5 protein-coding genes are annotated in these 15,724 nt (G+C 40.9%); all 5 read right to left on the reverse strand.

Translation table 11 applies throughout. The features are described from left to right. Window positions 1-12 precede the first annotated feature (12 nt). Window positions 13-4,677, reverse strand: a complete 4,665-nt coding sequence (locus tag CDG77_RS09220; protein WP_094329096.1) for a type I polyketide synthase — start codon at window positions 4,675-4,677, stop codon at window positions 13-15. A gap of 54 nt (window positions 4,678-4,731) precedes the next feature. Next, window positions 4,732-6,372 (reverse strand): pyridoxal-dependent aspartate 1-decarboxylase PanP, encoded by a 1,641-nt coding sequence (panP, locus tag CDG77_RS09225; protein WP_094329097.1) that lies wholly within the window; start codon window positions 6,370-6,372, stop codon window positions 4,732-4,734. Between the two features lie 39 nt (window positions 6,373-6,411). Then, complete coding sequence (locus tag CDG77_RS09230; protein WP_094329098.1) at window positions 6,412-9,786, reverse strand: non-ribosomal peptide synthetase; 3,375 nt, start codon at window positions 9,784-9,786, stop codon at window positions 6,412-6,414. Window positions 9,787-9,844: 58 nt separating this feature from the next. After that, complete coding sequence (locus tag CDG77_RS09235; protein WP_094329099.1) at window positions 9,845-10,915, reverse strand: LLM class flavin-dependent oxidoreductase; 1,071 nt, start codon at window positions 10,913-10,915, stop codon at window positions 9,845-9,847. 132 nt (window positions 10,916-11,047) lie between these two features. Next, a complete protein-coding gene (locus CDG77_RS09240; RefSeq protein ID WP_094329100.1) occupies window positions 11,048-15,724 on the reverse strand; it encodes a type I polyketide synthase in 4,677 nt (1,558 codons plus the stop codon).

The following is a 15,724-nucleotide window of genomic DNA, read 5'->3' on the forward strand; positions in this document are numbered from 1 at the left end:
TAAAGTAACTTATCATGATAACTTGTCTTGCATTTTTCTCTCTCTTCTTCTTTGTCCTCGACTTAATCTTTGTTCAAAAGCGCTTTCCTGAGATTCTTCAGGAAGTAAAATATTGGACATAGCTCCTACGTGGGGACATTCATAAAGTTTGGCGACAGAAAAATTTAAATTAAACGCTTTATTTAAGCGAGAAATTACTTGAATGCCTATGAGTGAATCACCACCAAGCTCAAAGAAATTGTCATGAATTCCTATCTGTTCAATTCCAAGACTTTGTTGCCAAATATCAACAATTTTTTGCTCAGTTTCATTTCTAGGAGCAATATAGTTATTACTCAGTTCTGGTCTGGGATATTTTAACTTGGATTCATTGACCTTCTCTAAAAGTTCTAAGACGCTTAGTTCATCGTAAGAATTCTGCTGATGTAGTGAATTCAGCAAGTCAGAGCAGGATACTACAACTTGGGGTATTGTACTTCCTAAAATACGCATCAAAGCATCTATACCCTCATGAGGTGATATTGCTTGTTTAATATCTTCTGCACGCAATTCTTGGAGTTTTTGAGGTACTGCTGTGTTTACCGCCATCCCAACTTCTTGCCAAGCATCCCAGTTTATACTTGTGATAAATGTGCTACGTTTCGAGATATTGCAGTAAGCAAAAGCGTCAAGAAAAGCATTGGCTCCACAATAGTCTACCTGTCCAAATCCCCCTAAAATTGAATTGATTGATGATGTGAGGACAAAGAAATCCAATTGAATATCCTTGAGGATAGCATTGAGAACCAGTGTCCCCTTGACTTTGGGAGCTAAAATACTTTCCGCTTCCTCCTGTGTTTTTCGCTGAATCATCCCGCCTCCAGGAACTCCAGCAGCATGAACCACACCATTTAGTTGGCCAAACTGTGACTCTGCTTGAGCGATCGCCAAATGCATTTGTTCAGTGTTAGTCACATCAGCGCTCATCACCAAAACTTCTGCACCCAACTGTTCGAGTTGTTGCACTTTGAGAATCTTGCGGCTGGTACTATCAGTCTCATTGTGAGTCAGCAACCATTGTTCCCAGTCATCTCGGTTGGGGAAAGCGGAACGTCCGAGCAACAGCAGTTTTGCTTGTACAGTTTGAGCCAAGTATTCTGCCACAGCAAGTCCAATACCTCCGAGTCCACCTGTAATCAGATAAACTCCCCCTTTCCTTAATCGCGGTGTTCCGTTGTTAGCTTCATTAAAGCGTACTGGCTCAAAAGATTGTACCCAGCGATTCACACCTCGATAGGCAATCATTTGGTCACAGGTAGAAACTGTTAGTTCCGTCAGCAATTTTTCTAAGAGTTGTTCTTCTTGCCAGCTTCCACATTTAGGAAGAATAATATCAATACTACGACAGCTAATATTTGAGTATTCTTGAGATATAACTTTAATTGGCCCAATTAAAGTTGCTTTTTCTGGACACAGCACCTCAGTTCCTGTCACTGGCTGTAGGTTGTTAGAAATAACTGTAATTTTTACTTCAGAAGATGTTTCCTCTCTTCCCAAAGCTTGGGCAAGAAATAGTAGACTGTAGAATCCTATTTTTTGAGCTTTCTCAACTTCTTCTAGTTCTAATTCTTTGTCAATTATAGGCGTGACGTTCCACAAATGAACAATGCTTTCTGGGAATTTTTGTTGTGTTAAAATTTCTTTAATTAAGGTATTATAATCATCCTTGCGATCGGGATTGAGGGTATACTGACACTCACCTAATTTTGTGAACTCTGCCCCAACTTTTACAGTAATAACATCCTGGTTTTGTTGTTGGAGTTGTTTTACCAGATTAATACCCAAGCCACACTCATCAATAAACACCAAAACACACGAGTTTTGAGATACTAATTCTTTATGTTTCAGCCGTGTTGGGGGTAAAGATGGTTTCCAAAAAGGAATGTAAAACCAGTCGGCTATATCGGGTTTTTTGCCCACTGATACTGGAGTAGGATAGTCATCAATTCCTTGTTTTTTGGGTTCAATCCAATAACGTTGACGTTCAAAGGGATAAGTAGGTAAAGGCAGACGATAACGCCGTTCATGAGTATAAAATCCTGACCAATCTATCTCTACTCCAGCCAACCATACCCGACCTAATGTCTGCAATAAATAAGCAACATCAGACTGTTGTTCTTTGACATGGCGTACACAACTCAACACTATCTGTTTGGCATTAGGCTGTAAATGCTGTGTTGTGATTGTACTTAATGTCCGCCCAGGGCCTACCTCCAAGAAAACGCCTTCAAACTGCTGTAATAGTAGCGATATTCCAGCAGAAAATTGTACAGTTTGCCGCAAATGTTGACTCCAGTAGCCGGGATTAATAGCATCATCATCTGTAATCCAACTACCAGTGACATTGGATATAAAGCGAATCTGCGGCGGATTGAGTTGAACTTTTTTCACAGCCTGAGTGAATGATTCCAAGATAGGTGCCATCATCACAGAATGAAATGCATGAGATGTATGCAACAGGCGACATTTAATCCCTTTGGAGGATAATTGATTTTGGAGTGTGGCGATCGCTTCCACAGTCCCAGAAACGACGCACGAAGATGGAGTGTTAATCGCTGCTACTTCCACCAATGACTGCGTATCTAAAACAGATTGCACATCTTTGTATGACAGTGGAATTGCCAGCATACTCCCTGCGGGCAACTGTTGCATCAGTTGTCCCCGCTTTGCCACCAGTATTAAAGCATCTTCTAGGGAGAACACACCTGCAATGGTTGCGGCGACATACTCCCCAATGCTGTGCCCAATCATTGCCTCTGGACGCACTCCCCATTCTATCCACAACTGAGCTAGGGCATACTCAATCACAAATATTGCCGGTTGGGTAATTGCTGTTTGCTGTAATTGTTGGGTAGCAATTTCAATTTGTTCTTCTTTGGGGAAGAGTAGATGGCGGATATCAAGATTGAGCAACGGTTGGAGAATGTCAGCACAAACATCCAGATGTTTGCGGAATGTGGGTTCTACCTCGTAAAGTTCCCGCCCCATATCCACATATTGCGCTCCTTGTCCAGAAAACATAAAAATGACTGAACGGTGACTGGGTTTGTGGTAACTAGTGAAAACACGTAGGGAGTCTTGGGAATTTAGCACTTTTACTGCATCATCTTGGTCATGGCAAACCACTATGCGGCGATAGTCAAAAGCCCCACGGCCTAATTGTAGGGTATGAGCTACATCAGCGAGTTTTAAATCAGGATGTTGCTGGAGGTGAGCACCCAGTTGCGCTGTAATAGTTTCTAAGGCTGTAGTGGTTTTGGCTGATAGAAGCAATAATTGCCAGGGGCGGGATGCACTAGAGTTTTCAACAACTGGGGCTTCTTCTAAGATAATATGGGCATTAGTCCCGCCAATGCCAAATGAACTAACACCTGCTCTACGCGGGGTTCCGTTGGTTTTCCACTCGGATAATTTAGTATTGACATAAAAGGGACTGTTGGCGAAATCTATTTGGGGATTAGGCTGCTCAAAGTGCAAGCTGGGAGGTATTTGTTGATGTTTCAGGGCTTGTACTGTTTTGATTAACCCTGTGACTCCTGCTGCTGTATTCAAATGCCCCATGTTGGTTTTTACTGAGCCGATCGCACAAAAACCTTTTTTATTGGTGCTAGCACGAAAAGCCTGTGTCAGAGCCTCAATTTCAATCGGATCTCCTAACGGAGTTGCAGTGCCATGTGTTTCTATATACGATATAGTTTCAGGTTCGAGTCCAGCTAAGGCAAGCGCTTCTAAAATCACTTCCCTTTGACCATCCACACTGGGGGCTGTATATCCAACCTTTAAAGAACCATCGTTATTGACAGCTGAACCTTTGATAACCGCATGAATTAAATCGCCATCTGCGATCGCATCCTCTAATCTTTTCAAGACTACTACACCCAAACCACTGCCACCATTAGTGCCTTTAGCCTTTATATCAAAAGCTCGGCAGTGGCCATCAGGAGAGTGAATTCCGCTTTCTTGATATTGATAACCAGATATTTGCGGGACTCCTATCGAAACGCCACCAGCCAAAGCCATATCACTTTCACCATTTAGTAAACTTTGGCAGGCAAAATGGACAGCAACCAACGAGGTAGAGCAGGCAGTCTGAATATTGATGCTAGGCCCCTTCAGGTTTAACTTGTAAGAAACTTGCGTGGGCAAGAAATCCTTATCGTTTCCAATCAAAAGTTGGTAGCTGTCTACTGATTCCATAAAGTCCCGATTGGGATATAAGTTTGTAAGCAGATAGCTACTCGCAGCTACACCAGCGAAAAGACCAATTTGACCATTATAGGTTTGAGAGTTGTAGCCAGCATTTTCTAAAGCTTCCCAAACACATTCTAGGAAAAGACGGTGTTGTGGGTCTGTAATTTCAGCTTCTCTAGGAGAAAAGCCAAAAAATGAAGCATCAAACAACTCTATATTTTCTAGTACACCGCCTGCTTTTACGTACAGAGGATCGTTCAGCAATGTTGGATTTATTCCAGCAGATACTAGCTCCTCATCCGTGAAAAAAGAAATAGACTCTACACCATCTCGGATATTTTGCCAAAAACTATCAACGTTTTTAGCTCCTGGAAAACGACCTGCCGTACCGATGATAGCTATTTCTTCTTGAGCATTTAAGTTATTAATACCATTTAACATATTCATCAGACAAAACGGTTTGAAATTACCAAACAGAATCAAGGTGTTATTCGGCAGAATTCAGAGCGAAATTTTTGCAGCAATTTGAATCTGGTCATTTAAAACTGCATCAATATCTTCTTCTTGAGTTAACGGATTGGCAATCACTGCACGCAGAGCAAGGATCGGAATTTCTTTGCCAAAGCTGGTGATTGATTTTGTCGTTCTTGAAATAAACGTATGACCAATTTGGCGTTGGAGTTTCTGCAAGCATTCATTAAATTTATTGATGAGTTGATTGTCAATTTCGGTTAACTGGTTTTTAATCACAAGCTCTCTGAATGGCTCTGGAATGTAGCGATAGACAAGCAAATTAGTATTAGGTTTTGCTAACAACTCAAACTCAGGCATGGTACAGATCCGATCTGCCATATATTCAGTTTTCCGAATACCTTCATCAATCAAAAATTCATATCCCTTAAGTCCGATGAGATTTAGCCCAGCATGTAAAAATAACGCCATACCTGGCCTAGACCCTTCTAAGGCACGTTTACCTAAATCAAATGACCCTTTACGCATAGTGTAGCTAGCTTGTTTTTCGATCGCTGTTGCCAGATGCGGATCGCGCAGAAAGACCATACCAATGCCCATTGGCAAGTAGAGTTGTTTGTGTCCGTCAATAGTTACTGAATCAGCCCGTTCGATGCCAGCAAGCTTATGCCGATGTTGTTCAGAAAAAATGAGTGGCCCGCCCCAAGCAGCATCTACATGAAAATGAACCTGAGCTTCTTGTGCAATGTCGGCAATATCGAAGAGTGAATCCACCCCACCTGAGTCTGTAGTGCCAGCAATGCCTACAATAGCAACGATCAACAAATTTTGAGCGCGACACTCCACAACAGCTTGGCGTAGCGCTTGGATGTCAACTCGATTGTTGCTATCAGTGGGAATTCTAATTAAACTCTGTGTACCAATTCCCATCAAATCCGCAGCTTTATCAAAAGAGTAATGCATCAAGTCAGAGCCAATAATTACTGCTCCTTTGTAGCCGTAGAAATCTAGAGCTGCGGCTAAACCTTCTTTTTCTACGCCAAGAAACTCATCTTTTGCTCCCAAAATCGCATTTCGGGCGCACCAAAGCGCCGTGATATTTGCCACTGTCCCACCGGAAACCAAAATTCCCAGTGTACTCAGGTTATTTTGAATGTGCTGACCATAGAAATTATCAGAAAAGTTGTAAATTAGTCGATGCAACATTGCCAAAGCTTCGCGTTCACAGAAGCTTAGGGCTTTAGCAGTCTCTATTTTGACGACATTTTGATTCATTGCCGTCATCAACTTTGCCAGAGGACGCACAAAGGAAGGAAGCGCTGAGGTCATGTGACCGATAAATTGTGGCGAGGATGTATGTATTGAATGAGCAACAACATTGTTACCTAAGCATTTGAGATAGCTTTCAAAATCAATAGGTTGAACAGGTATTTGGCTCTCAAAAAAATTTCCTAATAAAGAATCTAAATCAATGGAAGTGTTGGTATCAATCGTGTTTAAAAAATCTTCAGAAAAATCATTCAATATTTTATCTATTTCTTTCTCAATAGATGTTGTCTGACTTGATGAAGAGAACAATTGCATTACTTGATTTCTAATATCATAGTTTAATGCTTTTTCAGTATTCAAAAAGTAACTTTTGCTCGATTTTTCTTGTTTACTTAATGTCATATTCTATCCTACAATAAGTTTTTTACTTAATTATTCTGATTAAACACCCTTGGGTTTTGTCGCTGAACGATGTTCTTTCCTAGCTTCTTTACGTTGTTGTATTGACGCTGTTCGGTTTTCACGGCGACGAGAATGTTGTGTGAAAGACTCTTGTTGGCTTGATTCCTGACTAAGATATTTAGCTAGATGGCTGATAGTCGGATATTGAAACATTTCCACCAATGGAAAATTTAGATCAAATATTTTTTGCAACTTGCTATGAACCTGAACCAAGAGCAATGAATGACCGCCAAGTTCAAAGAAGTTATCATGAATTCCTAAATCTTCAAGATGAAGTACTTCTTGCCAGATATTAGCAATAGTTTTTTCTACTTCAGTTTGGGGGGGCTGATAAACTGCTTCTAATTCTGGACGTGTTGTATCAGGTGCAGGCAGCGCTTTGCGATCGACTTTACCATTAGGTGTGAGGGGTAGTGTCTCTAGCATCACAAAAGCTGCTGGAATCATAAAAGCTGGCAGCTTTTCTTTCAGGAAATCGCGTAGATTATTAAGTGTTGGCTTTTCAGAACTGTAGGTAATATAAGCGATGAGTTGCTTTTGGGCTACTCGATCGGAATGAGTAATTACTACAGCTTCTCGCACTTGTGGATGTGCAGATAAAACATTTTCAATTTCTCCAATTTCAATTCGATAACCCCGAATTTTTACTTGATAGTCCGTTCTTCCCACATATTCAATATTGCCATCAGATAAATAACGTCCTAAATCCCCAGTTTTATAAAGCCGATCAAATTTTGAATTATTAAAGCAATTAGGAATAAATTTCTCATTAGTTAATTCTTTATGGTTTAGATAACCACGAGCTACTCCCACACCGCCAATATAGATTTCACCTGTAACACCTACAGGAACTGGTTGCAAATAAGCATCCAGAATGTAGATTTGGGTATTAGCAATAGGACGACCGATAGGTACTGTCTTCAGGTTACTATTTTTTTGACATTGCCAAAAAGTCACATCAATAGCTGCTTCTGTGGGGCCATAAAGGTTATGCAATTCGCAAGCCAAATGCTCAAAGAATCTGTTTTGCAAGTCCAGTGGCAAAGCTTCACCACTACAAATAACTCTTTTAATTGAAGTACATTTTTCTACACCGCGACTTTCAATAAAGATTTGCAGCATTGAGGGAACAAAATGTAAGGTAGTAATTTGCTCAACAGCAATCAAATCGATCAGGTAAGCACTATCTCGATGTCCCCCCGGTTTAGCAATTACCAAACGTGCGCCAGTTATTAAAGTCAAAAAGAATTCCCAAACAGAAACATCGAAGCTAAAAGGGGTTTTTTGTAGTACGCTATCTGTAGAATTTATTTGGTAAGCTTCTTCCATCCACAGCAAACGATTGCATATCCCTTGATGGGTGTTCATTGCACCCTTTGGTTTTCCGGTTGACCCTGATGTATAAATTACATAAGCTAAGTTCAAGGATACAACACTACTAGCGGGGTTTTTTTCAGTTTCTTGTGAGATTACCCCCCAGTCTGTATCGAGGTAAACTGCGTGTGCATTATGATTGACAAGTTTAGACACCAGCTTCTGCTGAGTGAGTAGCACTACCACTTGGGCATCTTTTAGTATAAAAGATAATCGCTCTTGGGGATAACTGGGGTCTAGCGGTACATATACACCACCTGCTTTGAGGATGCCTAGCAGACCGACGATCGTATCGAGCGATCGCTCTACACAAACCCCGACTAATACTTCTGGTTTCACTCCTAGCTTTATCAGGTATTGTCCTAGCTGATTAGCTCTGGCATTTAGTTCCCGGTAGGTTAACTGCTCATCCTCAAAGACCACTGCCACAGCATCTGGTGTGCGTCCCACCTGAGCTTCAAACAACTGATGGATGCATTGATCCGATCGGTACTCAGCCTGAGTATCATTCCACTCTACCAGCAAAGTCTGCCGCTCAGGTTGTGTTAACAATGGTAACTCCGAAAGCCGCTGCTCTGGATTGGCAACAATGCCCTCCAACAAGGTCTGAAAATGCCCTAGCATCCGAGTAATAGTGGTGGCATCAAATAGAGCAGTACTGTATTCTGCCAGTACTGTTAGTCCTCGATCTGTTTCCCTGAGATTAAAGCGCAGTTCAAACTTTGTTGTCTCATTGTCAACAGTCAAAGGAGTGACGGTTAGATCCAAAAGCTCTAAAGGTTCTACTTGTGCCAGTTGAAGATCGAATTTGACCTGAAACAAGGGTGCCATTTGGCTTAAATTCCGCTCTGGATTCAGAACCTCAACCAGTTTCTCAAACGGCAAGTCTTGATGAGCATAAGCCCCCAGCATTACCTCGCGCACCCGACTGAGCAACTCCCGAAAAGCAGGATTCCCAGACACATTGGTACGTAACACCAAGGTGTTAATTATAAGACCAATTAATCCCTCTGTCTCAACTCGATTGCGATTGGCAATATCTGTACCTACAACAATGTCATCATGGCTGGTGTATCTATGCAGCAGAACCTTAAATGCTGCCAACAATAATGTAAACAGTGTCACCCCTTCTTTTGCACTCAAAGCCTTAAGAGCATCAGATAGAGATTTAGATAATACAAAAGGTTGCCGTGCGCCTTGGTATGTTGCAACAACTGGTCGAGGTCTGTCTGTTGGCAGTTCTAAAATAGAAAGATTAGCCAACTGCTGCTTCCAGTAAGCCACCTGCGTTTCCAGCACCTCTCCCTCTAGCCACTGGCGTTGCCAAGCTGCCCAATCTGCATACTGGATTGGAAGTTCGGCTAAGGGGGAAGACTTCCCACTAGCAAAAGCTTCGTAGAGTACTTTCATCTCCCGAACAAATATCCCCAGAGACCAGTTGTCAGAAATAATGTGATGTATTGTCAATAACAGTACAGATTCTGTATCTCTCAACTGTAAGAGAGTAAACCGTAATAATGGTTTCGTTAAGTCAAAGGGTCGGTGAGCTTCTTCTTTAGCGAGGCGCTGAATCTCCTGCTCTGTTATGGGTATATCCCTCAAATCCACTATCGGTAATTTTAATGGCTGAGTTAAACCAATAACCTGGATTGGTTGCCCTTCTGAATTGCTAATAAAAGTAGTTCGCAAGTTTTCATGACGCCTGACAATCTCGGTAAAGACCTGTTCTAGCAATGCGACATTCAGCTGACCCTCAAGACGTAAAGCACTAAAAACATTGTAATTACTGTTGTCAGGGTCTAATTGCTGGACAAACCATAGCCGTTGCTGGGAAAAGGATAAAGGTAACGCGTTAGAATCTTTTCTTTTATAAATTTCTGACGTTTTTAGAGAACTCAAACCTCTCTGTTTGAGTCGCTTTTCCAGTAGTTCCCGTTGCTCTGGAGAAAGAGCAAAAATTTGTTGAGCTAAATCACTCATTAATTTATACCAAAATTAAATTAATACTTGAAACTGAGCATTTGTAGCAACTAAATTATCAGCTAAGTGACACCAATTTTTCCTGATTAAGGCTACATAGATCCTTCAAATCTTTGAGGTAAGGCAAACTTGCCATTACAGCATCACAATTTGGATTAAAATCAATCAAACAAGCGACTTCATCAACACCAACCTGTTTCAAACGCTCAATCATCTGCATACAAGTCGTTTTTGACCCAATCAGAGTTCTTCCTTTTAGCCAACCTTCATAGGCAAACCGTAAAAGACTATTGATGTCTGCTTCCGTAAATTTCTCTAAATTAACCTTCATCCCAGCATTTTTAGCTAAATTTTCAAGTAAATCAATATGTGTTTTTAAGTAATTACAAAAAGGTTCCCTTGCTTGTTCTTTTACTGTGTTGAAGTCTTCTCCTACAAATGTATGTATCATCATTGCTACTTTCCCTGCTTTAGGGTCGTGACCGTATTTTGCTAAAGATTCACGATACAGTGATATTTGTGGAGCAACTTCTTCTATAGTTCCTCCTAACAAAGAAGTAAGTATGTTAGCACCTATTTTGCCAGCTTCAATAAATGTTGCGTTTGATTGACACACAATCCAAGTAGGTAGCTTACGCTGTATTGGTCGTGGAAATGTCCTCACTTTGAAAGTGTTTCCTGTTGCATCTTTGAGTTCAACTTGTTCACCTTCCCAAAGCTTGTGGACTGTCTGAATTCCACTCCACATACTTTCTTTCCGGTTGGCATGAATTTCGCTAGAAAGTACAAAGTCATCTAGCGTCCAACCTGAGGCAAAAGCAAGGGCAACTCTACCGTTTGAAAGATTATCAACCACAGACCATTCTTCAGCAACACGTGCTGGATTATGAAGTGGCATCACAATACTGCCAGAGCGCAATTGAATTCGCTCAGTTATCATAGCCAATGCTGCACTTGTCAACGATGGGTTAGGATAAAGTCCTCCAAACGGGTGGAAATGACGTTCAGGAGTCCAAAGTGCAGAAAAACCATTTTGATCTGCAAATTTGGCACTTTCTATTAATAGATTATACTTATTTTCTTGAGTTTTTAAACCATCACCTGAAAAATAAAACAGACTAAATTCCATTTATTAACCCCTTGATTTCTGTAAAATAATTATTTAAGTTTTGATGATTGTGTCAGCAAAATAGTTGTTATGAGTGGGGTACGGAATATCAAAATATTGACTATTTGCGAACCCCTGTTATGGTGAGGTATACTAAGAATCTGTTACTAGTTCTTGTTGAATTTCTTCTGCTGACAGGCTTTTTATCTCCTGTAATAAAGCTGCAATTTCTTGATTTTCTTCTTGATTAGGTTGTGTTTCAGCAATGATAACAGCAAGCCCAGCCACAGTAGGAGCATCGAAAAGAATACTTTGTAGGGGCAATTCCACTTGAAAATTTTCTCGCAAACGTGAAGTCACTTGAACAGCTAGCAAAGAGTGTCCTCCCAACTCAAAAAAGTTATCATGAATGCCCACTAATTCAGTACCAAGAAGCTCTTGCCAGATATTTGCAATCTTTTGCTCAATCTCGTTGCTAGGAGCTATGTAGGTAGTTTGCAGATTTGGTCTTGAGTGCTGCGAGAGTTGATCTTCTTCGGAATTGTTCGTACTGTGTAGAGATTCACGCTTAATCCATGTGTTAAGCCTGACTTGCAAATCTCCTGGTGAAACAATGAATTGACCTGCTGAACCCATTGATAAAACGCGCACAGAAACATCCCATACTTCTTTGGGTGTCATTGCCAATTCATTCAAATCTGCTCCAAACCCAATATTTTTTTCTTGTTTCTCTTCATTCTTTACGGCATCCCAATTAATGCTGAACCATGAAATGGAGCTTGTTTGATTACGTTTGTTTACAAAAGCATCAATGAAGAGATTAGCTGCGGAATAAGCAACAAGTCCAAGTCCTCCCACAACAGATGATAATGAGGATTGCAATAGATAAAAATCAAGTTCTCTACCTTGTAAGACTTTTTCTATGACATAAAGTCCGTGAACTTTTGAGTGGAATTGCAACTCACTCTCAGTTCGACCAATCTCTTGAATAGAGAAAGCTGATTTATCGTTACTCATTGGTGTTGCGTAGAACACCCCATGAATCCGATCAAAGTATTCATATGCGTGAGTAATTGCTGCTTGCATTTGTTCAAAATTTGCAATATCAGCCTCAATAATTAGAAATTTTGTACCTAACTCTTCTAACGCAAGTATTTTTCGGATGTCACTACTAATTGCATCCTGTTCATCATGAGTTACTAGCCATTGCGACCATTCATTTCTTTGGGGAAGCCCTATATTGCCAATCAGGATGATTTTAGCTTGTACTGTTTGAGCTAAATGCTCTGCAAACACTAAACCAAGACTTCCCGTCAGATCGCCTGCAATTAAGTAAGTTCCCCCTTCTCTGAGTCTAATTGTTTCTTCTTCAACTTCTTTTAATTGTGCAGGCTCAAAGGTTTGTACCCATCTATGACTACCACGGTAAGCAACAACCAAGTCAGATAGCTCGGACGTCAGTTCTGCCATGAGTTGGTTTATGAGTTGATTTTCCTGAGAAGTCCCCGATTCCGGAATAACGATATCAATGTTACGGCACGTAATATTTGGGTACTCTTGTGGAATTACCTTGCATGGGCCTAATACCGTCCCCTTTTCTGGAATCAACTCCTCTTGTCCAATAGTATCATAAAGGTTGTTGGTCACAATCATTATTTGAAGAGAAGTTGTAACATTCTGTTTACTTAGTGCTTGTGCTATGAAGAGTAAACTGTAAAAACCTAAATCCTGATGTTTTTCAAAGCTAATAAGTGCTGATTGTGTCTGCTCGTACAAGGTTTGATTTTGGGATTGAATATTTGCTGTGACACCCCAACAATGAGCAATGGTTTGTGGAATTTTATCTATTTCACGTAAGGTTTGGAATAGGGCATCATAGTCATGTCGCTGTTGAGGATTGATTGCGTAGGTGCGATCGCCCAATTGAGTAAATTTCTCTCCTACGGTTACAGTAATAACTTCTTGCCCGTCTTCCTCCAGTCGTTGAACAATTTGTGCGCCTAGTTTAGATGAATCTATAAAAACCAGCCAACACAGCTTTTGCTTTACCAACCCTCTTTTTTGGAAGGGTTCAAGTAACTTTACTTGTTTCCAGCTAGGAAGATAAAACCAGTCGCCAATATTTGGTTTTTTGCTGAGTTGAATTTGACGATTATTGCTAATATCTATTGTTTGTGACTCAATCCAATAACGCTGGCGCTCAAAAGGATATGTTGGCAATGGCATTCGATGTCTTTGCTCGGTAACATAAAAGCCATCCCAATCTACCTGTACTCCTGCTAGCCAGAGTCGCCCTAAAGTGTTGAGTAAAAATGCTACATCCGACTTTTGCTCTTTTGGATGGCGCATTGAACTCAACACTATTGACTGATTAGTTTGTTGTTTTACAAAAGTGTTTAAAGTTTGCCCAGGGCCCACTTCTAGCAATATTTGCTCTGATTCTTTAATTAACTCAGCAATGCCTGTACTAAAGCGCACGGTGTGCCGCAGATGTTTTGCCCAGTAGCTAGGATTGGTTGCTTCATTATTAGTAATCCAAGTTCCTGTTAAGTTGGAGATAAACGGAATTTGAGGAGGATTTAATTTAACTTTTTCAACTTGCTTGGTAAATGGTTCCAGGATGGAATCCATAATTTTGGAATGAAAAGCGTGGGAAGTATGCAATCGACGACACTCTACACCTTGTTGTGTTAAGCGATTTTGCAAACTGGCGATCGCTTCTTCAAAACCGGATACAACACATAGTGATGGTGCGTTGATTCCAGCAAGAGTTAGTTCCTCATTCAGCCAAGATTGTATCTCTTCCTCAGAAAGTGGAACGGAAAGCATCGCACCCGTTGGGAGTTGTTGCATGAGTTGTCCACGGGCTGCAACAAGTGCTAAAGCATCTTCTAGAGAGAAAACACCTGCCAAACAAGCAGCTACATACTCTCCGATGCTGTGACCAATCATTGCTGTAGGAGATATGCCCCATGCTATCCACAACTGAGCTAAGGCATACTCAATAACAAATAGTGCTGGCTGAGTGATATGAGTTTGTTCCAGTTGCTCTGTTGCTGCTTGTGAGTGTTCTTCGCCTGGGTATAAAATTGTGCATAAATCAATACCTAAGTGAGATTTGAGTATTTCACAGCATTTATCAATATGTTTCCGAAATACGGACTCAGTTTCGTATAATTCTCGACCCATATTCACATACTGTGAACCTTGACCAGGAAACATTAACACAACCTTTTGGTTAGACGGTTCTTGGAAGTGGGTGAAAATTCTTTGTAGGTCTAGAGTTTCTAGGGTTTTTACTGCATCATCAAAATTCTGACATACTAGCATTCGACGATGGTCAAATGCTCGACGGCCGACTTCAAGAGTATATGCTACATCAGCCAAGTTTAAGTCAGGATGCTGCTTGAAGTGGGTAACTAGATTTGCCGTCGCAGTTTCTAGTGCCGAGTCGGTTTTTGCAGAAAGCAGCAATAACTGCCAAGGGCGAGAAGAACTTGAGGGTTCAACAAATGGAGCTTCTTCGAGTATTACATGGGCATTGGTTCCACCAATACCAAAGGAACTGACTCCTGCGCGACGAGGAGTGCCGTTTGGCTTCCACTCTGAAAGTGTGGTGTTAACGTAGAAGGGACTGTTATCGAAGTCTATTTCCGGATTAGGCTGCTCAAAGTGCAAGCTAGCCGGTATTTGTTGATGCTTAAGGGCTAAAACAGTTTTGATTAATCCTGCAACACCAGCCGCAGTATCTAGGTGTCCAATATTCGTCTTGAGTGAACCGATCGCACAGAAACTTTTTTTCTGAGTATCGGTATGAAATGCTTGTGTAAGTGCTGCGATTTCAATCGGATCTCCCAAAGATGTTCCTGTTCCGTGTGCCTCAATATAAGTTATTGTCTCTGGGTTAACCTCAGCAATAGTTTGAGCCGCTTTAATCACCTTTGCTTGAGTATCTATACGGGGAGCTGTATAGCTAACTTTGAGAGCGCCATCGTTGTTGATAGCTGAACCTTTGATCACAGCATGAATGCGATCGCCATCAGCAAGAGCATCCTCTAATCGCTTCAATACCACAATGCCCACACCGCTACCAAAAACGGTTCCCTGTGCTTTAGCATCAAAGGCACGGCAATGGCCGTCTGGAGATAAAATTCCCCCTTCTTGATATAAATATCCAGCTTTTTGTGATGAACTGATTGCAACACCACCAGCTAAGGCAATATCACATTCACCACCTAGCAAACTTCGACAAGCTAGATGTACAGCAACTAATGAAGTTGAACAGGCTGTTTGAATGTCTATTGAAGGCCCTTCTAACTCTAATTTGTAGGATACTCGTGTCGTTAGGAAATCTTTGTCATTTCCAAATACCAGCTGTTGATCGTCAATAGAATTTATCAGATTTTGATTTGAATAAAGGTTAATTAGATAACTATTAATACTTGTACCACCATAAATTCCAATCATTCCTTTATACTTTTTAGAATCGTAGCCGGCGCTTTCAAGAGCTTCCCAAGCGCACTCTAAGAAAAGACGTTGTTGGGGATCGATGATTTCTGCTTCTCTTGGATTGAAGCCAAAGAATGAAGCATCAAATAATTCCACATCTTCTAACGCAGCTCTAGATTTTACATACTGAGGGTGATTCAGCATAGTAGAATCTATTCCTGAAGATATCAGTTCTTCATCTGTGAAAGAAGCTATTGACTCCACCCCATTTTGCAGATTTTGCCAAAATTCATCAAGATTTTTAGCACCAGGAAAACGACCAGCCATGCCAATTATGGCTACTTCTAAACCATTTAGATTAAATTCTGCTGAAGTACTCAT

Source organism: Nostoc sp. 'Peltigera membranacea cyanobiont' 213 (assembly GCF_002245975.1).
Classification (GTDB): domain Bacteria; phylum Cyanobacteriota; class Cyanobacteriia; order Cyanobacteriales; family Nostocaceae; genus Nostoc.